This is a genomic window from Pseudoalteromonas rubra, from assembly GCF_000967655.1.
Lineage (GTDB): Bacteria > Pseudomonadota > Gammaproteobacteria > Enterobacterales > Alteromonadaceae > Pseudoalteromonas > Pseudoalteromonas rubra_A.
In genome coordinates, this window is sequence record NZ_JXYA01000010.1 from 117,161 (window position 1) to 140,609 (window position 23,449).

Consider the following 23,449-nt stretch of genomic DNA (forward strand, 5'->3'; position numbering starts at 1 on the left):
GACAGCAACAAAGCCAAGCTTACCCTGAGAGATAGTCAGGCAGAACTGCGTTTACACATTGAAATGCATTTCAATCAATGTAAATTATGTTATGTTAACATCTGATTTTTAGTTAAAGATATACCTAAGGTAGCAATGCTTTTTTGGGTTAATCTGAGAAAAGTAAGACTTCAATTTTGTAATTACCGCGCATTTACTATAAAGAGCTTTAAAATTTATAATTAATGTACTTATAAAGGAATATAGTATGGAAGGCATAAGTTATATTTTTGGCATCCTAGGCATGTCATTTGGTATGGCAGGGTTCGTTTTTGGCATGTACTCAGTAAGTAGAATTAATAAGGTTGAAAAGCAACTAAAGAACTTTAACACTTCTAAAGATCTGTGATTGAACACTTATTAAACTTACCTTTTGGGTTTTTGTGGCCAATATTATTCGAGCAACACTAAGCGCTATAACACGAAAAAAGTTTGAAATCTGAAGCACTTTAAAATGCAAGCACGTTTAGTAAAAAATATAAGATCACAAAACTGTATCAAAACACAGCGCTGTGATCTAACCCTTATACCCTCAATCTCTTGTTAACCAAACAAATTCGTATTCAAACACCTCGTTGAAAACACCTTTAAAGGTTGCAGGAAGTAATACGAAATTCACAATGCTATTTACAAGAATACACATTGTCCGGTCGAAAACGCTAAGTTGTAATGAGTGCTTTTGCTGCACAAACGAATGAACTACTAATAATGATTGCAAAAGGGTGTTCGTTAAAGTAACTGTAAAAGTAACCCACCCCCAATCAAATCACATTGCAAACGGCAATAGAACAACCGCAGGTGCTACAGCAAATTGAAAATTGAAAATTGAAAAATAAGCTGCTGAAAAGAGATAAAAAAGAAAGTACAAAGAGCCTTGGCTACTGGTGTCTTCACTCTCTAAAAGGCACAATTTTCCAGAAAAAGTGATCAAGCCGTATAGTATGAGAATGCAGATAGAAACGGATTTCGAGATCAAAAAAGTGTTTCGGTTTGGGCTTGGCTCAGACTTGCACAGAACAAACAAAATCAATCGCCTGGATATACTGTTGTTGCTGGTTCACTGGTTCAGCATGTTGCTGGGTGCTGTGATAGATAAAGCAGGAAAAACTTAGATGTCAGTGATGCAATTGAAATATAAAGGCTATTTGTGGGGCTCCTTTGGATCTACAGCTTGGTGAATTAATTGGCAGCTATTTTTGATAACAAATAAGCAGGGCTAGACTTATAGCCAATTTAAAATATCTGGGTGAGTATGCATGTCAATCCTGCTGCCGTTTCAACAAAGAGTAATTTGAAAAACCCCGATGGCTAAGTAAGCTGTATGACTGTGAATGTTGAAAATATTATAAAACCTTCAAGAAAATCGACATTTAAAAGTCTAAAAAAAAACGCCAAATAGATTATAAAAACAATTAACAGACATTCATAAAAAAACAATGAAAAACCTTTGCTTTTCCACTCTGCATAGCTAACATCTACATCGCTAATTATAGCAAAACAACACTTTTAAATATAAACAAAAGGAATAAATCATGATTAATCATGTTTTTGATATCGAAACAAACCAAGACACTCTTGATCTTTTCGCTGAAGAACTCCCAGAGCAGGTTCAACTACTTTCTGATTGTATGAGTTCAGCGAGTTCTGCTAGCTGCTGTACTTGTACTGGTTCATTCGGCAGTATGGGTAGTGTTGTAAGTACTGGTGGTTAATCGACTGCATCTGCCCTAACAAATTAAAATTGAGTGGTCTTAAAGACCATTCAATTTTTGAGGAATTTTATGGAAAGCAAAAAAAAAATCACAGTAAAAATACCGAGCAACTTCATTAAATTGAACAATGGCTTAAACGAATTAACCACAGGCGAGCCTGGGAGTTTAAATGAAGTATTAAATAAAACAGTTTTAACAAACCCCAAATTAAATGACGCAATAAAATCTGAAGACAACACTTTCAGACCTTATATATCGTTCAGTATAAATGGTGTAAACTCCCGTCAGCTAGATGGAATGGAAACTAAGATTAAGCAAGGTGATATTGTCATGATTTTGTCGCCAATCGCCGGGGGTTAGGGTTAGCAATTAGGAACTTTTATGTCAGTAAACATCGATGATGACGAACTAAAAAGATACGCACGGCAGTTACGCCTACCCGATATGAGCATTGTAGCTCAAACTCGTTTAAAAAAAGCGAGAGTATTGATTGTTGGCGCAGGCGGCCTAGGCAACCCTGTGGCGATTAGTCTTGCAGCAGCTGGTACGGGTAATATTGGTATCGTGGATGATGATACAGTTGAAATTTCGAACCTACACCGACAAACCGCATTTACAGACAACGATATAGGACGCTCAAAATCACAAGCTCTATGCGAATATATACGTAAAGTTAACCCTTACGTCAATGCAACTCCATATGATGAGAAACTAACCATACTCAACGCAAGACGGCTGTTTTCGCAGTATGAAATTATCATTGATGCATGTGACAATTTTGAGACTCGTTACCTGATAAATGACACATGTGTTTTGCTCAAAAAGCCCAATGTTAGTGCTGCCATCTTTAATCATGAGGGTCAGCTATCAAATTACGTATTAAACGGAGGTCCTTGCCTTCGCTGCTTGTTTCCAGAGCCTCCTCCTGCGGAACTTGCGCCCAACTGCGCTGAAGCTGGTGTGCTAAACACGTTATCAAATACATTTGGTGCATTGCAGGCAAATGAAGCCATCAAGCTCATAACAGCGTCTCAAAAGCCGCTCAATGGCGAACTTGTTCACTTTAACTTGAGTAATTTTGAATTTAATAAGCTCTCATTTGCAAGAGATCCACACTGCAAAATATGTAACCAAAATCAGTCAATACGACAGAAAGTTAGCCTGTACCTCTCATTACATCAAATTGACCAGGATGATCAGTCACCAGCGCATGTTTGGACCTATCAAACTTTACGCAATAAATTTGCTAATGATGAACCATTTACGGTAGTCGATATTCGGGAAGAAAATGAATTGGGTGATGTTGAATTTCAAGCTGACTACCATATTCCATATTCAGAGCTAAGCCTTAGCAATCGCTCTTTCAAAAAAATAAAAACACCCGTTGTTTTTTGTTGTCTGTTTGGAAAAAACAGCCTTTTCGCTGCAATGAAAATGAATACATTAGATAGTCAAAAATACTATAGCCTAAAAGGCGGCATTTTGAACCTCACAGAAAAAGATCGTTGGGACAAAATATGAACTGCGTATCAACTGTAGAATCACTTAGCCGCTATGATTTCGTAACCAAATATAAAAACAATCAACCGGTGTTAGTTAAAGGTGGCGCAATTAACTTTCCAGCTGTGGCCAAGTGGGATTCATTGTATTTGAAGTCTAAGTATGGCCATGCTCAGGTATTGCCCAACAGATACTTGAATTGCCCAAACGACTACGACAAAACAAAACCAGAAAGCTTGTCATTGCGAGAGTTTCTAGACTTGCTTGATAATAAAACAAAAAATTACAATTGCTATATGTTTAATCGCGCAGAGTCTGGGAATTTTTGGTCAAACAAGCACAAGGTTGGAGCAATTGTTAATCCCCAGCTAACCAGACTTAAAGAGGATTTCCCCCATTTTGATTTCCTATATGAAGACGACTATATCTATCAGCAAATCATTATTGGTAGCCACCTCAACGCCACAAAACTACATTATGACTGGGGAGGCGAAGGGAAAGTATTGACTCAAATAAGAGGAAGTAAAACCATCTATTTAGTTTCACCAAAATACTCAAATTTGGTGCCTTTACCGCCTATCACAGACTCAACCAACCTTTCTGCAGCCAATATACCTGTATCGCAGTTGCAAACTGAGCATCCGAATATTGAAATATATAAAGTTGTCTTGGAAGCAGGTGATTTCATTTATTGGCCAGCTTTTTGGTTTCATGAGATTCAAAACATTGGTGATTTAAACATTGCAGTTGCTACGCCTGTAGACGAAATTAAGTATAGCGCTCTATTGAAAAGGCAAATTCTTTCAGCTATCTACAATAGATTTGAACAAGACACTGAGTTGAGCATTAAGCGCAGCAAGCTAAATGAATCATTTAACTCTATTGAGCGAAGTACCCTTTCGCAAAGCAATTTGCAAAATCTATGGGACTGGAATCAAGCACTCCCCCCGCGATAGGTTGATTATGAAGCAGCAATATAGACTTAGCCTAACAGAAAACTTTGTTCCTTTTTACGCTTTTAAGATCAAGAATACCTCTTGTCTGTGGCATAGTGCAAAGATACCACTCTCGCTCAAAGATGGGCAAAGTGAATGGTCTGAGAACACAATTACACAACACTTTTCATACGCCATCCCCAGCCCCAAGGTTCTGAAGGCCTCCTATTTTGATCTGACGTGCAGCCAAACCCTACTTGCAGAGCGGTATGGCGGCCGCGGTGTTTCATCCAATGGAGGTGGTGGACGTTGTGGGAACCTAATGGGCCTTCAAGTAAAAGGAACTGGCAGAAATCTACTAGTCGGTATCAGTAGCGATTTTTCTCATGCCCATGGAGGGTTGCTCTTAAGTGAAGCTGTTGAAGAACTTATTTATAGTAATTTTCTTAAACAAATTATGCCTAAGGGTGTTGCCGCTGTGCATGCTGTGATCAGTACGCCTATCTTAATCTCCGAAAATGAACACACGGCACAGCTAGCTCAAGCAGCCTTACTGGTGAGAGAACCAATTGCCAGGCTTGGGCACTTTATGGCAGCTCAAGACTTTGCCATGAGTGAGCCTGCAAAGCGCACCTTAACCACTGAAAGAATCAGACTTGCCAGGATATACGGTCAATTTAAAAATACAGACTCTCAGCATCAAGCGATACATCAACTACTTGAAACAGTGATTAAAAACAACTGCCAACAGTTCGCCTTTGCAAAGATAATGCAAATAGCACATGGTTCGAGTACACCTTCCAATATCGGCCTCGATGGCCGCTGGCTTGACTTGTCAACCGCCAGCTTCGTACCTTTAAATGCAGATCATCAGTTATGCCCGTATCAATTGCCATTTTCACAAGAACACCTTGTCATTTCTGAAGCTGTTAAAGACATCGTTTATCACATCAATAAATTTATCGACCCACATTTTTCAGGTGAACCCTATTTAACTGCAATAGAAGTTCATATGAGCCACTTTTTACACTTCTACACCAAAAAAGCGTTTGGACTTCCCACTGTTCACCTAAAAAACCCATCAATCTCAAAAAGTGAGCAGTTTCTGACCATATGGCTCATGCAAAGAATTGCCCGTGCAGACAAGTTGATTTTCGCCAACCCTTTAAACACTCATGAAGTCCATAAACAACTTGATGAATTATGTGATGCCTATTTTGGCGATAGTGACTTGGCAGCACATTTCCATCAAGTGAGTGTCGCAACTTATCAATCCAAATATCAGCAACACATTTCTTATAAGGCGTTTCTGACGTGGTCATTTATAAAAGGATTTAGGTACTTGTATTTAGCAACCATATTTTTTAGAGGTGCTGTAAAATTTACTATCAACCGAACCTTAGACTTTACAAGCGTTATCGAAGAGTATTTATCTGTTTCACAATGGGCATTTAGCGAAACGAACAATGGCAAGGTAATTATTATCAAAACTTACGAACTGGAAATAATATACGATATTCGCAGCCAACGCTATTCAATGCAATCTCAAGGAGTAGACAGGGCAAGCAGCGATTCATTGAGTGACCTTCCTATTTTAGAACAATCACTCAAGTTATCAGCGATAGGTTTTGACTTAGCCGATTACTACAAAACGCTTTGCCAAAAATTGGAGTTATTGTGAACGAACAACTTTTCAAGGATATCGGTATTCTTACATTTCTTGCGACTCAAGTTCGAAATAGCTTGAATCAAACGCTAATGAATAACATATGTACTGCTGCAAAGACTCAACAGTTTCATTTAATCAAGAATGACTATGGTGAAGCTGTTGGCTACGTTCTCTTTGCCCATATAGACTATGAAACACTGCAGTTGCTTCAATTGAATGGGCCATATCCATTACAGCCGTATGAATGGCGTGAAGGATACATAACTTGGATAGTCGATGTATGCATATTACCCCAATGGAGGAAAAGTTGCTGGCCAGGATTACGTCAACTGCTTAAAGGCGTAAACAAGTATGCTTACGTCAAGAAAGGGGTCGGTTCAGTAGTGCTCAAGAAAACTAAGAAACGTTAACTGACCTAAACTAGTTCCGACACACTTCGTGACTCAAACCGCTTGGTTTGCAATGCAATTATGTCACGCCAACCAGCGTGTTGAAGCATTTGATATCTATCTTGAGGATGTTTACTACAAATATACTCAATGTTCTTGATAGCCGTTGCTCTTTTTTGTGCTGGTTCCTTAGGGTGAGGAAGGTGGATGGCAAGTTGTTTCGTCAAATAGTGAAATTTGCAACCCGCTTTCGCCAATCGAATACCGAGCTCTACATCCTCTCCTCCCCAGGAATTAAACCACGGATCAAACCCATTAATTTTTTGTAACCTCGTCTTTTTACATGAGATGTGACCAGACCAACACAGTACCCATGGATCGACGATATCCACCCCAGATTCTGTAAACTCACTAACCACCGTATAACGACAATCATAAAGCGCTTTAATATGAAACAAAGCATCAAACAGACTGGTTGTGTCTTTGTGTGTATCGAACACTTGTTGTAACAGCGCAAAATTAGCATCGCAAAACTCATTTACACCATAGGATAGACCCAGTACAACCAATTCATCCCCACCACCTTTGTGAAGCTCTATATGCTGCTTAAGTAAGTCATCATGCGCCCACATACCTGCATCCAAACACAACACCACAGAGCCTGTAGCATGTGTAATACCCATATTTCTGGCTTTAGCAACTCTGTATCCCAAATCATCTTGATAAAAATATGACAAGTTCAGGCGTTCGCTGAATGAAGAAATACATTGTTCGGTGCTATCTTTGGAACCATCATCAACGACGATCACTTCAAAGTCATACTTTTCCAGGCTCTGCTGAGTTAACGATTGCAAAGTCTGCTCGAGTAGAGGCCAACAATTGTATGTTGGGATCACAACAGAGATGCTAGGCATCACTTGTCGCTTCACTAACCGGCGGTTTCTATACATTAATATCTCCCTAAATCAAAAAGTTGGTCTAGGCTCAATGTGCACCTTCAAAAACTTTGGAAATACTCTCACTGCACTTTACCGTGATATCAAACTTACACGGCTGCGCATGTAAATTTGGTTCGAAGCTGCTATAAACAGGCAAGCCAGTATCAATATCCTGACCAAGCTTTTTGAAAATAAGTTGCCATACTCCTTTTTCCTGCCAACGCTTATACCTTTTGTGGATTGACTTGTAGTTACCAACTTCAGGGGGGAGCTTACTCCATTTCGCATTATTTTTTTTTACCCACAAAACGGCTTCTACGAAGCCTCTATTGCTTTTTGCAGTGCGCCCAGGATCTGACTCTTTACCTGGCAATAAATCACGGATTGACAGCCATTCTTGTTCAGATAGTTTCACGTTCACTTTATTCATAGAAAACCTACTTTTATTATCGCATTGCAATACCTAAAGCGACCCCAACGCCAACACCAACGCCTGTTGCCACTCCAAATTGACCCGTTGCAGCATACAGGGAAGCACCAATGGCAATCCCAATTGCAAAACCTGCAGTAGAAAAACCTGATTTTTTCTTATCATTTGTAGACATATCTATAGCTCCTTAGTTACCTCTTTTCACTTTCTTTCAAAAACTCTACGTCAATACGCATTCCAGGCATAAACAACATTTCCTGATCTGAATACAACTTTAGTCTTACTGCAATAGCACCAATATTCCGGTCCACAATAGGATTAATATTGAGTACTTCACCGCGGTACTCACGACCTTCATGAGCCTGTATTTTAAATCGAATGGACTGCCCGGCATGCACTTTGTGCAAATCTCGTTCATTTATATTCACCACCCCTTCTATAGATTTGAGGTCAACTAAGGTGCAGATCCCTGTTCTTGTAAATCCACCACCTCCGGAAATAGGTGAAACGACTTCTCCAATGTTTGCATTAATTTGAGATACAGTGCCCGTGAAGGGAGCGTAGATTTTAGTGCTGTTCAATCTCTGTCGCTCGACTTCAAGAGATAACCTTGCAACCTCTATTTCTTCTGAAAGATTGTGATACTGAGCATCAATCGTCGCGAAGTTATAACGAGCAAGCGCAACATCTCCTTGACTCGCGTTTTTATTAATCAACAATGCTTCCAACCTATCCAGTTTGTATTTCGCTTCCTCTCTTTGCACTGAAATAGTTTTTAATCTGGACTTTGCCAAGGCTATGTTCTGCTCAGAAACACCATATTGAGCATGCATAATTCGAGCATCGAGTTGCGCTATTAGGTCTCCCTTTTCAACTAGATCTCCCTCGGACACATAAAGTTGAGTTAAGCGTCCAGTAATATCGGAAGACAAGGTAGCAATATATTTGGCTTCTACAAAACCCGACGCCTGAAGCACAGAATCCGTATACACACCGGAAGTTGTTGAATTTAAACTCTGCGCTTGATTGACCAAAGTTTTTTCACCTGCTGGTGTTTGAACACTGTTCAGTTGTGTGTTTTCTTTGCCCGTCTCGTACTCTTCACCACTAAGTAATAAGTAGCTTCCGGCCCCAACTGTCAGCGCTATACATGCTCCCCAAACAAATCGATTTGCACTTTTTGGCTTTGTCTCAATGTCCGTATTCGATAAAATGTCATCTAAAAGCCGTTTATCCTGGTTGCTAAATGAATCACCTATCATACGGAGAACTCCTGACAACTGAGGTAATGCGCTAGCATCTCTCTTACAAAACCGGCTTGAGACTCAAAACCCAGTTCCTCAATAAGCTGTGGCGCGCTCACAAATTCACTCATACCCAAATGCGCTCGAAGCCAGCTAAATACGGCATCAATATCATCAACATCGCTGACCTCTGGCTCACTCAAACCTTTAGATTTTAGAGATTCCCATTTGCTGCTACATAGCGTCATAAGCTCATTAAATTGGCCACAATACTTAGTTGCTTCAATAAGGCTGGCATCCATTTCCGTTCTATAGAATCGCGCTACTTGCCGTACTTTAGCCTCACGATGTGCTAAGGCTAAGCACTCTTGTTGAGAGAGACTTTTGTCTGACAGGAACTGCTTGACTGCCTGCGCGGTTGTTAACCCATGCCGGTATCTGAACTGTTCAAAAGCTTGTTGGTCCGACATTTTCTGCAATGGCAGTTTTTCAAACACGACATTGACCAGCGCCCATATCAATGCAACTTGGCGCACATCATTGTTGGTAATTTTGATGTGGTCTAAGAGTCGCTTTTCTGTTACCTCATGACCACACAAAGGCTGAGCTTTTTTCGCGACACTTTCTAAGTGATGCCAAAAAACGGTCCGATTGAGCCGCACATTATTCACCGGGAGTTTTTCACTTGAGGTGATATAGTCATACGCTTTATGCAGCACCTCGCGGGCATCAATTGCTTTCAAATCTGTATCGTTGTTATGTATAAAATCTTTAAAAGCATAAAGTTGCTCATTCTCCAAGCCCAGCTCTATCGCGTCTGCAAAGACAGATTCCCAATTTCGCAATGGATAATACTGAGATTTACACCGAGCAATAAGCTGTTTACCAAACTGCGCCTCTAGGACCTGCGCATCAATCGCCAAATCTATACCATATCTGATACTGACCATTGCATCTGACACACATTGATAACCTGAGCTGGCATCCAAGTGCGATACAGCCACTTCATCGTCATCTTCAAGCACCCCAGTGGCATACTGTTGATAAATGGCGCCAACCCCTATCATCCCAAATGCCGCCAGTTCACATGCTCTGAGCGCCCCCATACTGCTGGCACCGAAAACAGTTACACCCCTTTCTAGTGCATATAGTACTTCCTTGTGCCAAACGGCCGGCGTATGTTCAAAGTAACCATCGATCATTATGATCACCTCTGCACCCGCTTCAACGCTATTAAACACATCCCCTATTTTGCATGGTGGTCGAACATCTACACGCCAGTTGGGCGCAGACGTGATTGTGGACACATGTTCAATTCCTAAGCTTGGGCCCACAAAAACCGTTGTTCTCATGCATCACCTCCGAGTCCAAATTTCAGCTTTGCTCGAGTATTAGCTCGATACAAGCCCGTCCGAATCGGCTCAAGTTTTGGAATCAATACCTTCACAACCGCTAAGTCAAACTGCGCTTTGCTGAGATTGGCGACAACAACCTGATCGATACCTCGTGCCTGCAGCAACTCACAAACACGTTTAATATCAGTGGCAAAGTTATCCGAAACCGAAGTGTCTTTAAATATGACCTGAATTTTTTCGAAACTCAGCTTATGCGCGTTTTCACGCCATCGTTTCACTGTTCTTTGTTGCTGTTGAATATCACTATGTGCCTCATAGTCGACGGGAAACATATCATCTCGACTACCGGAAATAAGTGTTACTCTTGACTGAATTGCCTCGTTGATAGCCCTTTTCATAGCTATTTCAATGTCTAAGTGACAGCCATGACCCGATGCCGAAGGGACCGCTCGATTTAAAGCTGAACCGGGGTCATCGATGAGCTGACATGTAAACGTAGGGATCCCGATATCACTGGTAACATGCCATAGCGCAGCAATAACACCATTGGCCTGCAAACGTTCCAACAAGCTTTGAACATCGGGATAAGGCACTTGGGAGAGTTCAATCATATCAAGCGCTTGCCGCTGCTCACCCGCAAGTTCCCACATCGTCAAGGCATCACGTTCTATGACCTCATACATGCCATGCAATATCGCTTCTGCGATATGGTTACCAGAAGCCAACCCGTTGGTTCCCTTTAAAAAGCAGCTCTGATACTGTTCGGGTTCCACAAAGTTATTGTGAATTAGCTCAAATGGAGCCCATACAGGTTCTTGCATAATTAGATCTTCAGATTGGTACCATAAAATAGGCTTGTCCACTTCAAATATTGCATCCGCTCTTATGGGCAAATGGTTTGGATTAACACAACGCTCCGTTAGTCGAAGATCTTCATATGACGCATACTTTAATGGGCCGTCAACCGCTTCTCCATGCCATGATTCAATTGCCTCCATCGCTGCCGATACCTTTGCTGCTATCGGTGTATCTCCCTTACCTTGCGCTGTGCTCAGTGATTTTGAGTTGGGTCGAATCGCGACATACGTTGGCAAACCTAAGCGGTCTAACCCGGTGACATTTGCAAGCCTAGTAATACCTACCTGTTGAAGTACAGGGGCGATTTTTTCATAGGTTTCTTCAGGGCTACATGTTCGATGAGTACCATCTACATAACCCTTACCCACTTCTAACGATTGTCCGAATATAGATAGCATAGTTAGACCCGATCTGATAATGCACTTGATACTGTGGACCTTGCGTTATTGAGCGCAGGAGCAAGACCCCCTAAGAAGCTCGTACATACGGCCACTAGCAAAGCGAATAAAAAGACACCTTCATCTAACTCAAAGTTAAACACCACCTGAGTAAAATTTTGAGAATAGAATAATGTTGATGCGGTGTGTCCATCGTAAATAACATACGCGACAGAAAATCCAAGCAGCGCACCGAGCACGCCAATGACTATGGCTTCAATCAAAAGCGCATGTAACACCGCAGATTGTGACACTCCCAGTACGATAAAAGTCGCAAACTCCTTACGTCTACTAGCAATTGCGGCATGACTTGAATTCATCGCAGCAAACATAGCTGCAACCGCCATCAATAAGCCAATCCCAAATGCCAGCACTTCAACAAAAGTACTCATCTGCTTAGCTTGCCTCGCGTAGTAGTCAGCTTCTAGAAGCACTTTAACATCCACTAAAGCACTCTCATTTAAGTTCGTTTCAAGTGTTTTCAACTGGATGTCTGCTTTAGGTCTGGCGTAGATGATCTGCACAGCTTGACTATTTCCTTGTACCCCTTGCAAATAAACTCTATCAGCCCAAATCTCTGATTCTGACACACTCCCTTCAGATCCAAAGATACCGACAATCAGCCAATCCCTCGAATCAATGCTGATAGCATAACCAATTTGCAGATCAGGAAACCGCTGCGACAAATTTTGCCCAACGATCACTTCACGACGCCCCTGTGTTGGCAACCGCCCTTTCAATAAGTGCCATTCAGGTCTGAGCAAATACGAAGCTGATTCAACGCCACGCAGTGCGATATTGTTACTCTGACCTTGTTGCTCGAATGTCACTATTGAATAGGATTCCGAGGCACTTAAAGGTAGCCCCTCGGCACTTTTTTCGGCAAAGTCGTGTGTCTTAACTTGCAGTTGCGTTTCTATACTGAGATTACTTTCCAATTCTGATTGTGCACCTGATGACATTATCAAAATGTTCTCAGATGACCCATTCATATTCATTGAGGCTCGATACCCTGTTGCTATCGCCAAGATCGTCGCCATCGTTCCAACGACAGCCGCGATGCCAATGACAGCATTCAATGTCGGCCACCAGCGATTACGTAAACTCTTGACAGAAAAAAGCAATAGTTGAACGACATGATGTATTTTTAAGCCCATATTCACTATTCCTTCATGGCTTGACCGATAGCACAACGAGATGCAGACGACGCAGGGAGCACACTTGTGATGATTGCAATGACAAGCATGAGTAAAGCTCCCCACGTGACGTCCATTGCATTCATTGACATATAAGACAGCATTTGGTTTGTACTACCTGAAACGACGTGAATTATCATAAAAGCAAGCCCAAGACCCACTCCCCCAGATGCCAGGACCAAACACGCACCTTCCAACACGACTAACTTAAATACCGCCGCGTTACTAAAACCAATCGCTTTGAGTACCCCGTATGAGTAATACTGCTGCCTTACCGACTGGGCCATGGCATTTGCAGTCACTAAAATAACAGTCCAAAAAACCAAGATAAGTGCAATACTTATCATCTGTCCAAAATTCCCCACTTGCTGTAAGAAACTCTGCGCGAACATTTTTTCTGTCGTTGTTTTAGTTGGAGCCGGACGATTTTTAAAGTGCTCATCTAGCCTGGTTGCATATTGTTCCGCTTCTTTGGCATCCGCAATTCTTACCGCATACCAACCCACTGTGCCTTGGCGTGAATTTCTTGCCCTGTCAAAGTATTCGTAGTTGATTATCAACGAGTTTGTATTTGCGTCTTTTCCAACTCCGTCATATATTGCCGATATTGTAAAAGTCCAAACTCTACTACCATCATTTCGTTGGTAAAAATTAGAAAATAACGGAATAATATCTCCCTGCGACCAATTAAATCGCTCAGCGAGTTGGCGACCGACTGCTACACCAGTCGGGTTGTTGAGCCAGTTCTGATAAGCCTGTTTGTCAACAAACTCGACTTCATCAACCATCTCATTAAATCGTTCTGGATCTGTGGCCAATGCAGCTATCCCCTGTTCGGGTGTTTGATAAAAAGCCCCAAATAAAGTGAAATGACCAACAAGCAAAGTACCGGAAATTTCTTCTATCTCGCTTTGATATGCTACAGGTAAAGGACGCATAATTGAGGTTTTATTAGTCACCACAAGCCTATCTGCATCAGCAAATATCACTCGTGAACTAAACACCCGATCAAGTGGCAACAGTAAGCCAAATAATACGAATGCCACAACGATTGAGCCTGAGGTGTATAGCAATCGGACTTTGTTTCCCCAAAGACTATTTAACAATATATTGAAGTAGGCCATATCAATTAAAATCTGGTTTATTGAAGGTGATCGTACGATGTGCAATTTCAGCACAACTTGCATCGTGGGTAGCCATAACGATGGTTTTTCCATATTCCTTGTTCAACATAGAAAGTATCGCCATCACTTTATTTGCATTTTCTCTATCAAGATCACCGGTCGGTTCATCACATAGCAACAACTGTGGGTCCGTTACTATTGCACGTGCTATCGCAACTCTTTGCTGTTGCCCACCAGATAATTCATTTGGCTTGTGATTCGCCCGCTGCGCAAGATCCACAAGTGCCAAAGCATTGTCTACACGCCTTTTGATTTGCGAACTGGAGAGCTTTTGCAAACGTAAAGGGAGTGCAATATTATCCCAAGCAGACAAAACAGGGATTAAATTGTAAAACTGAAAAATAAATGACACTGTATGGTTGCGCCAATACGCCAACTCGCTTTGCGACTTTTTAGTAATATTTTGTCCGTCAACGACTATTGACCCAGCCGAGGGCCTGTCAATACTGCCAATCAAGTTAAGTAAGGTACTTTTTCCTGAGCCGGATGCTCCCATCAGTGCTAAAAACTCTCCCTGATAAATTGTAAGGTCCAAATTTCTCAGCACAGGCACTGTCAATTTACCTTTTTTGTAGTCCTTACTAACAGCTACAAGGTTAACCATTTCTTGGCTTAAAGGTGACTCAGCTCCGAGCTCTGTTGGCACGTCAATATCGTTCGCTATTGCTTGACCTTTATACATTTCCCTTTTCCTTCTGCTCAAAGTCAGTGGTATTCAAAATCATTTCCAATTGAAGCTCTGACACGTGTTGTTCACCATCGACTTCCAGCCATAACTCCTCATCATTTGGAAACGGCTCCGTAAATGACAACCAATCTGATTTTTCTACTAAACGAGTCAACATGTTCAGCCAAAAAGGGCATCCCAAGTCGATCCAAATCGGTTTCCGAGACGGGTCCAATGCGTCAGATGGCACCAAGCCTGTGCGCTCTGGTGGCACATACCGCTGCGCAAAAACGTAACGAGGCAAACGCAATCTCTCTCTGTCTTTTTTGACATTTAAGATGCGTTCAAACAGGCTATCCTGAGCAAACCAATGCTCCTTAATATAATCAGCTGATATCCACCAAGTCGCTCTTCTCAAAACCAAGTCTCCTTGTTCCATTCTTGGTTCATAGTGAGTCGCTTGCTCTTTATCCAGCGTTGGTGGTCTAAAGTCCGGTCTATGTAACAAATAGGGCTGAGTCAAAATAGAAAGGGCATAACGGATCCCCCAAATCGGTGATGGGTATGTTGCGCCCAAGTACACTAAATTTATGCGTTTTTTGGTATTATCAAATAACTGTAAAGCTTGCGTTTGTTCATCATACGACATGCTAATATCAGCCACATCTATGATTTGTTCAGCTGGTAACTGTAATGACTCACCTGGCCATTGCAGTACCCGTTCAGTTAAACGGGCGTGCGCCTGTAGATCATTGCAATGACCACTAAGTACGCAATCTACAGGCTCGCCATCTGGGTTGAGCGTATCGAGCCAATCGCGAAGCTTCGAAGTGAGTTCAACTTGACCGGCATGGTTGCCTGCAGTGAACCGCGCTGCCAACCAGCCTGCGCCCTCAAAGACTCTATTTACAATAAGTTTTGCCTGGTTAGTTTGCTTACATTTAGCGACTTGTATTTGCGCTGTCACGGGCAGCCTGGCATGAGGCAAAGGCTTGCGAGCTTCCGGCACCTCAAACTTATTCCCAAACTCAGGAATATCTATTAATTTATCACCAACAGCTAACAAAAACCCGACTACATCATGACACACCCCATCAACGCCAAAGCGCTCGATAAAATGCTTACACATTCGGTCATAGTATGGCGACACTATTATCTGTTCTTTTAGAAACTGGTTTAGATCGGCTAATCCGCTTAGCAAGTTACTGCCTAACGTACCTTTCACTCCATCGAACCAACAATCTTCCAGTACTAAGTTTTGTAAACGGTCTAGTTCGTGATTTGGACTGATCTCAACCAGCAACGCCTGATCAAGCTCGGAAATTGTTTCAAATATTGTTAGGCGCTCTTTTGCACTAGCAACTTTCAATCGCGACAACTGCTCTATCAGCGCCTCTAGAGCCGGCACAGCTTTTCCGTAATTCGCCTGTGTTGATGAAGACCAATGACTTAAAAGATGTTTAAGCGGCTCTAAAGTATAGGCATCAATGATGTGCTGCACTTGCAATATGTCTCGTTCAAATAGTTTTTGAAGCAAGTCTTTAGCTGCCTTTTCTTCAATACCAACCTGCACAAATGCCTGGAGCCAGCCATCGAATGTGTCTTCTTGAGCATGCTCTTTCAACACAGATACAACTTGCCCATTTAACCTAAACTGAGCAAGCCTTTGCTCTAACCACGGCCGACCCAACAACACAACTTCTCTGTCACACAGTGATTGCATACGCCCACCTATGCTGTCTTGCAAAGTGGGATTTACCCTCAAGGTTAGGTAGTGATTGGCCAAGTTATTAACAATATCGGTGCGAAAATAACGTGCTACAGCACCTCGGTTATACGTGATGTGGCTGTCAAATTTGCGCTTTTCTCCGTAAATTGGTGTCCCCTCTACAGTTAAATCTATGGGAAGTGTCGCCAACGCCATAAAGCTAGAGAAAGGGCTTGTTTTTGCAGCTGAACGGTTTAAATATCCCAGCAAAGAACGCTCTAAATTATTTGGCCGGGACGTTTTGGGGAGTTTCTTCTCACTAAGCGCTTCTCTCGCCACACCACTACTTGCGAAAGCTAGAGCACGATTAAACTCTTTATATTTTAAGGCCTCGCGAAGAGCCGGCCGTACACTTGTTTGGAGTTGTGATTGCAACTGCCGCTCATATTCTGGAATGAGCTTAACTTCCATTTGTGCATCGAACCACCCCTGCAGCTTGGCCCAAATATTTGCACCTAACAACGTACTCAGTGATTCGACCTGCTCGCGTTTCACTTTTGTAGTGCGTTGGTTGTGTATATCCCGGCGCAAATTAATGACGGTTCTGCGCATTACCTTTTCATCTTCTGGAATAGTAGAAACTAGTTCATGCAATTTATCCGACAGTATCTTCGCTTCTACTTCCATTGTCTTCTGTGCACTGAGTACACGGTCTAACTGAGTCTCTAGACCAGATATCTGTAGCTTTTTAAGCGCACAAAAAGGAATGGTTGCCATTCTTAGCAAAGCAAACTCAGCCACATCAATCCCCGCCAAGTCCTGATGGGAAGTATGTAGTTTCTCAATATTTATATTTTGATTCATAGCGTCGTTAGCTCCACCAAAGATACAAGAGGAAGACTGCAAGCTGTAAATGCATAGAGGCGATTACACGATAAGCTGCCACCGTTTTATGTGCTGACAAGGTTGCGCGTTTAAATGACAATGCTGATACACGCGCCAACTCATCATCAAAGAGCGCCTCGAGCATATGTGACCCATCACTCGGGGTTATCGGGTTTGTATCAAAGTAAACAAACATCAAAGAGATAAAAAACAAGGTCACGAAAATGTCTTGGACGACTGGATCCTGAGGGCCCCACAAAATCATGGCGCCGCTAAAGCCGACAGCCAAAAAGTCAATAATGGGGCCTGCGGCTGGGATCCAAAATCGCGAGATCTTACTTTTTAGCTGGTAAATTTCAGGTGTTTCTATGTAGGGACCGGGTACAAAACCATTGTGTACCACAACACCGAGATAGCCGGCTTTGATACCAGCCAGACGTGTAGCAATGGCGTGGCTAAATTCATGAAGCGGCACAACGAGCAGTACAAAAATGGCTACCCCCGCGATATGAAACCTATCCACCAATGAAGTCATTGCTGGGAGCTGTCCTGTCACAATCATCCACAACAAAACCAAACAAGATAGACCAAGCAAAGCGGCCAACATAAACCACGAAAATACGCGAGGTACTGATTTTATCCCCTCGGCTATCAATTTTGCTCCAGGGTCTAGGTCCAATAAACGTATTTTTGGTGAGTTGATATTGACCCGACTTTTCTTTTCACTATTTTCTAAAAGCCCGGCATTGCTCAATTGAGTTAAAAACACATGCAGCTTTGCATCAATGTCTCTGGCTGTAGGATGTAACTTACGCAAGTGCTCCGACAGCTCCGAAAAGTTGGCACCTCGATACAAAATGGGTAACAACTGTTTCGCTACCGCACTTACCCGTACCGATGCCCCTTTATCGGTTGACACCAACACCATCACTTTTTCCCGTTCAACACATGCCACCGAAGGTTTGAATCGGTAATGATTCTGTGCCCGTTCGTCCTTTAGTATTGCTGATGCTTCAGTCATGAGCATAACCCATTGACGTGCCAAACAAGGGCATTTCGGTATATCTGTCTATCCCCAACAGATGACCTACACCATCTTCACACAACCCACCCCAAGGGCAGCCAACTAAGCCGAAACTTTGCGAATATAGCAGTGTTTTTGCACTCGCAGCAGCAGCATGTTGGATCAAGGTACGGTAACCTCTGTGCTTATACGCCTGAACAGCATCATGGAAGCGACCAGTAAAGAAATACACAACTGGTGCACTAGCCAAATTGTTTTGCAAGATCCCAGCTTTGAGCTTTGGTTGAGCAATGTGCTCCTCAAGCAATTCAATGTGGCTATTCTTTGAGTTGTAGCGGTATAGGGTGTACTCTCCTGAGCCACTCTCGGTTTTAAGTGCTGCATAAATATCAACTTGCGCTTCTAGTGCCCCCTTTTGCTGATAAAATTGCAGCTCCTTATCAACCTGGTGTGCTACATCAGCAACCAACTCGAGCGGGACCGTTCGATTAGCAAAAACCCTAACAGAACGCCTGGTTAACAATAAGTCGTGAAGGTAAGTTGGTGTTGCTTGTTTGACAATTAACGCTTTATCCCGTTGGGCACGATAACGCGCTTCTAACTCATAGCTATCTAACCCTGAGTTTGCAGCACCTTCAAGTAGGCTATCCATAGCTCGATTAACATGACACGGGTGCATATACTTATGCTTCTCAGCCACCCCAATAGCAACCACAGAAGTAATCGCATTTCTCGCCGCTATAACAGGCAAAGACAATGCATTTGCCAATGCAATGTCACGGGTATCTTCTAGCAAGGCAAACGGTAGGTTTAATTGCGACAATAGTTCAAATAGGGTGACTTGAGTAAAGCCAGTATCCAGATTAATAAATCTGAAACCAAAATCACCATACTTTTGTCTTACTTTATTCAGGTGTCCAACCGTAACCAAAACCAGTGGTGGCAAATCGTATATGTCCACTCCCAATGCGCCAGCAACAACTTCTCGATTGACCGCTCCGATTCGGTCCAGACGGTGCTCTGACGCAAAGTAGTGATACACCCCAGTGTCCAATCCATCTACCTGATTGACAAGTATAAAAGCTTCATTAGATCCTAAGCCACCTGCTGAGGGAACGATGCGCCGAGCTTCACCATTGTCAAAATGTTGATACCCGAATGTATACCCAAGCAAAGTCGCAACAGCTTGCTTATCTAAGCTGCTCTTATCCACACCATAGTTTTGCCAACTCGGTTCAATGGCAGCCAAGCTAGGCTCAGGTAAGGCATAAGGTGTAGCCCCCCAATACGGTTCAGGCTGAGATTTTGCGATATTGATATTGGCAGGGGCGTAGTGCATCTGATAGTCTCTTGGACTCAACAGATCGCTGGTTGGCATATCATTTGCTGAGCTGTGCTGACGCCAAATTTGTTTTGTCATCTGCGTAGCGCATACCTTGGCCAACTCTCCACTGCCAACACCGGGCATACGCGCAATCGCAATTTCTTTGTAATACCGCTCATTATTGTCATATTCATAATAATGGCAGCGGTTATAAAAATTAGTCCGCCCAACTCTGGACAAGATTAGTAGCGCTTGATGTGCAATACTTGCAGCCCAAAAACCAGAGCTATATCCAGCCCCACCTTGTGACATGGGGTGTATAGCGCGAAAGTCTTCATAACTCGCCGATTTATTAGGAATAAAAAATGGTCCCATTTCCACGTTACCTGCTGCAAAGCGTGCGTGTAGTGTAGGCATTTTGTGGTCCCACGCCTGCTGCATAAAATCAGCTATATTCTCTGCTCCAACAGTTTCATCAAAACAAGCAAGCAATAAGTTTGCAGGCGCGTATATGGGCTCTTGCAGATCAACAAAATTAACCGAACCCAGGCCTGAGCCTTCAAAAGCGGCTTCAAAGGTACTCTGCAACGATGTTGGACAACACACTAAAACAGTGCTGCTTTGTAGCCTTTTTAACGCATCACACCGGTTCTTGTTTACTCGTGTTACATCTGTGTACCGCCCAAAAAATGCGCTCGTTCCAGGGATTTCTGCGACCTCGTTGTCCCAGCCTACACCATCTTCCAACAAACCTCGGCTGTACAGTAAAGCGACAATATTTGGAATTGCCCCCCTTGGTAAACCTGTCAGCTTTTGCTCAAGCTCAGCAATAGTGGTGCGACCATCCAACAAAGGAATAATTCTTGGTATCAAGCTACGCGCAGCTCTTCCTCCCAAAACCTGTGTGCCATGCCCACCTTCAAACAATAAACTCGTCGCGCCATAAGGAATGACTTGAATCTCATTTATAAATTTTGGATAACGTGGTAACGCCAATTCTGAGTCGACTTCAAAGGTAGTGCCAATCTCTTTTGCTGTTAATGTAAGTGGTACGTTCATTCCAATATCTCTCCTAAAGCAGGAACTAAGTGAGAAGTAAAACGAGATCCTGCCCCCTGCTCATTAGTATCTTCACCACAGATAGGACAACCATGTACTCCTATCACTTGAGACTCCAGTATCGAACCACTTACCACATCAAACACCTTGAACTCCCCTGCGTTTTCTGTAGAACACTGCAAACCAGCCAACATAGCTTGAACGGCAAGCTCTGTCATGGATGGCAAATGTCCGGGCACCCCATATTCAGCATTGGCTTGATAATAAGCAGAGACCACTTGCTCTCTTTGTGGCGCTTTGTGATGTGTCCACAAACGCTTTTGATAACATGCGTAACATGGGCCTTCATGAGGTTTTACGAGAGGTCCAAAGGTCATCCGTTGTCCGTGGTTTTCAATTGGCAACCAATTAAACCCGCGCTCAAATGCCAAAGTGTTGATATTGAGAAGTTCAGGTGTGTATGGACGATGGGTCACAGAACCCACAAAAGTTTCATCCATGAGTATGTCTGATAGCACCGCTTTGTCGGTTGCTTCCGTTATAGAGAACACTTTAATATCAACGAACTTGCTCAAACGAGTAGCGACGTCCCGGCCGAAACTTCCAGCTATAAATAATTTCATGATTTTTTACGCAAACGGTTGTGGAGTTGGATTAATATCAGCTTCACTCAAAGAGCCAAAGCCCGCTTTTTCTGGGTACTCATAGAGTCGTTTATGACCTAAAAAGCGCCCTCGCTGAACCGTACTCATGGGCATCAACTGTGGAATAATGACGCGCACAACCCAGATGCCCAGCGCTCTTTGCTCTTGAGTTGTCAGATCGACTGCAAACACGTCCATATCGTGTGACTTGATTCTGTCTAGCAAAAAGTTGAGCTGCCCTTTGTCGTCTTCAGGCGCTTCGATTTTCATCGCGTCAAGCGTAGTGCGGTTGGGTGTATTGAGTAAAAATTCAAACTCATCACGATAATTTGGATTCCCCAAGTGGGCCGCACCATCGTAGAGCGAGCGGAAATCTTCCGTATCAGCGGGGGTATCGTCTACGTGACACAAAACAGCTCTGGCTGGCGCGGCTTCACGAATAGTTTTGGCACAGCATTCGGCGGCATTAAAACTCACAGCACAGTTCACATACTGTGCAACGGTAGGATGTTCTTCAAGCGTTTGAATCGAATATACTATCGGGATCCCAAGGTCCGTTGTTGCATCATAGAATGTCTGCCTGACTCGACCCTTGGCCAATATTTGAAGGTTTTTGTCGAGTTCGGGTGGACATGGCTGAGTGATTTCAATTTGTGGCAACGGCAACTTCGCAAGCCATGTCATGGCAATGGCATCGCGCTCAATCACTTCACAAATAGCAGAAACCAAAGCTTTTTCTAGTGAATAGTGCGCAGCACATCCAGTTGAGATTTCTTGCCAAAACGCTTCAGATACACCTGGCTTTAGATATAAATGAGCCATCACAGATGGTACGAACATTTCTCTTTTCTCAGTCAAAGAAAAAGCACGGCTCCATCGAATTGGCAAACTTTTGTCTGCAGGACGGTAAGGGCAATATGGATTCGCATATTCAGTCTCAGAACACCTCGGAACAGTGTCTAGATCCATTGCGTTGGGTAGGTCATTGGCAGCCGCGATAATAAAATCTGACTCGTGATATGCCATATTTGCATAACGCTCGGCGCCTTCCATTGCTGCACGTATCCATGCTAACTCTACGTCAACATCAGCGCCTGCACCACCCATAGGTTCATTGAGTGCATCCATACCGTCAGGTTGAGTTATATGAGAAAACGTGTGCGTCATATTGTCTATATTCGACACAGCAATTTCAAAATCAGGTGCCGTATGCTCCCCACACAAGCGTGTTATTCCAGAAAGAATTCCCCCTGTTGGTGCAAGCAACTTAGCGACCGAGTACTTTTTTCTTAAGTATTTTTCATCGAGATTATGACCTATGTTCATACTAAGCTACCTCTGCTTGATCTACTTTACACTCAAGCAATGTCGCCATATATGACTCCTCTAAAGAAGCAATACCCAACCGATTGTTCATCAAATGTGCAAAATTAAAGCACAGCACTTCTTCACTAAAATCAGCGATATCTCCAATATCGTGATAGCGCTTGGCAGCCTCTCGCAATCCAGCACGCCACCTGTCAATGTAGCTCTGCTTGCGAGGGTCGAGTTGGCTCGTCAGCAACTCTACATTGGCTTCACGAAGTTGCTGCCATTTCTCGATAAATTTTTCTCGCCAGTCTTCGGCAGCAGGGGTGTTTCCGCCAAGCCAATAAAACGCATACTCTTTCCAGAACTCTTGCCTTTTCTCTTGTGGAATGAACACTTCACAGCATTCATGCATCAACAAAGGTACTAAGTCTTTTCTAGAATAGAAGCCCTGAATTTCATCGGCTAATATATCCTTCGCCAGTTCTGATGATAGCTGGAATAATACCTCAGCAGCTTTAATACCAGCAGAGCCACCATATTTGTCATATTCGGGCTCATATTCATCAAAGATTATTTGCACATCTTTGTGACCAAATAACTCCTGCCCCATGACAGCGCTGTCCTCAAAACCCTCAGGTTTAACCATTGGGTAGTAAGTGCTCGGAAGAAGTTCATGAAGCGCGTTTACAAGTGGCGCGCACACTTGTTGTATCTCGTTTTTAAACTGCTCCAGATCTCGAATTTTTGAGCGAAGACGTAATCGCAGGTGCACGCCTTGATCATCAACATATCGAATAAAAAACCATTGATCGACATCTTCAAATTGCTCAACACACCGCGACACTTTAACGATTAGCTGATCAAGCCTGTCAATATTCTTACCAACATACAGTTTTACATAAACCCAATTTACTTTATTTTTATTTATAATTTCATTCATG

21 protein-coding genes and 1 pseudogene are annotated in these 23,449 nt (G+C 42.8%); 7 read left to right on the forward strand and 15 right to left on the reverse strand.

Going from position 1 to position 23,449, the window contains the following annotated elements:
* Positions 1 to 873 precede the first annotated feature (873 nt).
* From TW77_RS25730 to TW77_RS05995, 7 genes and pseudogenes are all read left to right on the forward strand, one after another.
* Positions 874 to 1,142, forward strand: a pseudogene (locus TW77_RS25730) (IS4 family transposase); the annotation flags it as partial.
* A gap of 429 nt (positions 1,143 to 1,571) precedes the next feature.
* Positions 1,572 to 1,751 carry a hypothetical protein gene (locus tag TW77_RS25085; RefSeq protein WP_156158607.1) on the forward strand — a complete coding sequence of 60 codons (180 nt, stop codon included), beginning with the start codon at positions 1,572 to 1,574 and terminating at the stop codon, positions 1,749 to 1,751.
* A 69-nt stretch (positions 1,752 to 1,820) separates the two neighbouring features.
* Positions 1,821 to 2,111 carry a MoaD/ThiS family protein gene (locus TW77_RS05975; protein WP_046004048.1) on the forward strand — a complete coding sequence of 97 codons (291 nt, stop codon included), beginning with the start codon at positions 1,821 to 1,823 and terminating at the stop codon, positions 2,109 to 2,111.
* Positions 2,112 to 2,132: 21 nt separating this feature from the next.
* Positions 2,133 to 3,272: a HesA/MoeB/ThiF family protein gene (locus tag TW77_RS05980; RefSeq protein WP_046004049.1), complete on the forward strand. Its 1,140-nt coding sequence runs from the start codon at positions 2,133 to 2,135 to the stop codon at positions 3,270 to 3,272.
* On the forward strand, positions 3,269 to 4,207 hold the full coding sequence (locus tag TW77_RS05985; protein ID WP_046004050.1) for a cupin-like domain-containing protein: 939 nt from the start codon (positions 3,269 to 3,271) through the stop codon (positions 4,205 to 4,207). Before TW77_RS05980 ends, TW77_RS05985 begins: the two co-directional genes overlap by 4 nt.
* A 7-nt stretch (positions 4,208 to 4,214) precedes the next feature.
* Positions 4,215 to 5,867 (forward strand): hypothetical protein, encoded by a 1,653-nt coding sequence (locus TW77_RS05990; RefSeq protein ID WP_156158608.1) that lies wholly within the window; start codon positions 4,215 to 4,217, stop codon positions 5,865 to 5,867.
* Positions 5,864 to 6,265 carry a hypothetical protein gene (locus TW77_RS05995; RefSeq protein ID WP_046004052.1) on the forward strand — a complete coding sequence of 134 codons (402 nt, stop codon included), beginning with the start codon at positions 5,864 to 5,866 and terminating at the stop codon, positions 6,263 to 6,265. Before TW77_RS05990 ends, TW77_RS05995 begins: the two co-directional genes overlap by 4 nt.
* 5 nt (positions 6,266 to 6,270) lie before the next feature.
* Here the strand turns inward: TW77_RS05995 and TW77_RS06000 are convergent, their stop codons facing one another.
* The 15 genes from TW77_RS06000 to TW77_RS06065 are packed head-to-tail and all read right to left on the reverse strand — an operon-like array spanning position 6,271 to position 23,448.
* Positions 6,271 to 7,194 (reverse strand): glycosyltransferase, encoded by a 924-nt coding sequence (locus TW77_RS06000; protein WP_052713059.1) that lies wholly within the window; start codon positions 7,192 to 7,194, stop codon positions 6,271 to 6,273.
* 34 nt (positions 7,195 to 7,228) lie between these two features.
* A complete protein-coding gene (locus TW77_RS06005) occupies positions 7,229 to 7,612 on the reverse strand; it encodes a transposase (protein ID WP_052713060.1) in 384 nt (127 codons plus the stop codon).
* A gap of 16 nt (positions 7,613 to 7,628) precedes the next feature.
* Positions 7,629 to 7,787: a hypothetical protein gene (locus TW77_RS25575; protein ID WP_164488159.1), complete on the reverse strand. Its 159-nt coding sequence runs from the start codon at positions 7,785 to 7,787 to the stop codon at positions 7,629 to 7,631.
* 16 nt (positions 7,788 to 7,803) lie between these two features.
* Complete coding sequence (locus tag TW77_RS06010; RefSeq protein WP_046004053.1) at positions 7,804 to 8,874, reverse strand: efflux RND transporter periplasmic adaptor subunit; 1,071 nt, start codon at positions 8,872 to 8,874, stop codon at positions 7,804 to 7,806.
* On the reverse strand, positions 8,871 to 10,163 hold the full coding sequence (locus TW77_RS24150) for a TfuA-like protein (RefSeq protein WP_162197947.1): 1,293 nt from the start codon (positions 10,161 to 10,163) through the stop codon (positions 8,871 to 8,873). Before TW77_RS24150 ends, TW77_RS06010 begins: the two co-directional genes overlap by 4 nt.
* A 41-nt stretch (positions 10,164 to 10,204) precedes the next feature.
* Positions 10,205 to 11,467 (reverse strand): YcaO-like family protein, encoded by a 1,263-nt coding sequence (locus TW77_RS06020; protein WP_046004054.1) that lies wholly within the window; start codon positions 11,465 to 11,467, stop codon positions 10,205 to 10,207.
* 2 nt (positions 11,468 to 11,469) lie between these two features.
* Positions 11,470 to 12,663: an ABC transporter permease gene (locus tag TW77_RS06025; protein WP_046004055.1), complete on the reverse strand. Its 1,194-nt coding sequence runs from the start codon at positions 12,661 to 12,663 to the stop codon at positions 11,470 to 11,472.
* Positions 12,664 to 12,668: 5 nt separating this feature from the next.
* Positions 12,669 to 13,919, reverse strand: a complete 1,251-nt coding sequence (locus TW77_RS06030) for an ABC transporter permease (protein ID WP_082078849.1) — start codon at positions 13,917 to 13,919, stop codon at positions 12,669 to 12,671.
* Positions 13,828 to 14,568: an ABC transporter ATP-binding protein gene (locus tag TW77_RS06035; RefSeq protein WP_240479460.1), complete on the reverse strand. Its 741-nt coding sequence runs from the start codon at positions 14,566 to 14,568 to the stop codon at positions 13,828 to 13,830. Before TW77_RS06035 ends, TW77_RS06030 begins: the two co-directional genes overlap by 92 nt.
* On the reverse strand, positions 14,561 to 17,125 hold the full coding sequence (locus TW77_RS06040) for a lantibiotic dehydratase (protein ID WP_046004057.1): 2,565 nt from the start codon (positions 17,123 to 17,125) through the stop codon (positions 14,561 to 14,563). The genes TW77_RS06035 and TW77_RS06040 overlap by 8 nt, the downstream gene beginning before the upstream one ends.
* Before the next feature lie 7 nt (positions 17,126 to 17,132).
* A complete protein-coding gene (locus TW77_RS06045) occupies positions 17,133 to 18,167 on the reverse strand; it encodes a hypothetical protein (RefSeq protein ID WP_156158609.1) in 1,035 nt (344 codons plus the stop codon).
* On the reverse strand, positions 18,160 to 20,553 hold the full coding sequence (locus tag TW77_RS06050; protein WP_046004059.1) for a nitroreductase family protein: 2,394 nt from the start codon (positions 20,551 to 20,553) through the stop codon (positions 18,160 to 18,162). Before TW77_RS06050 ends, TW77_RS06045 begins: the two co-directional genes overlap by 8 nt.
* Positions 20,550 to 21,176, reverse strand: a complete 627-nt coding sequence (locus TW77_RS06055; RefSeq protein ID WP_046004060.1) for a TOMM precursor leader peptide-binding protein — start codon at positions 21,174 to 21,176, stop codon at positions 20,550 to 20,552. The genes TW77_RS06050 and TW77_RS06055 overlap by 4 nt, the downstream gene beginning before the upstream one ends.
* Positions 21,177 to 21,182: 6 nt before the next feature.
* Positions 21,183 to 22,523, reverse strand: a complete 1,341-nt coding sequence (locus TW77_RS06060; protein ID WP_052713062.1) for a YcaO-like family protein — start codon at positions 22,521 to 22,523, stop codon at positions 21,183 to 21,185.
* 1 nt (position 22,524) lies between these two features.
* Positions 22,525 to 23,448 (reverse strand): thiopeptide-type bacteriocin biosynthesis protein, encoded by a 924-nt coding sequence (locus TW77_RS06065; RefSeq protein ID WP_046004061.1) that lies wholly within the window; start codon positions 23,446 to 23,448, stop codon positions 22,525 to 22,527.
* Between the last annotated feature and the right edge of the window lies 1 nt (position 23,449).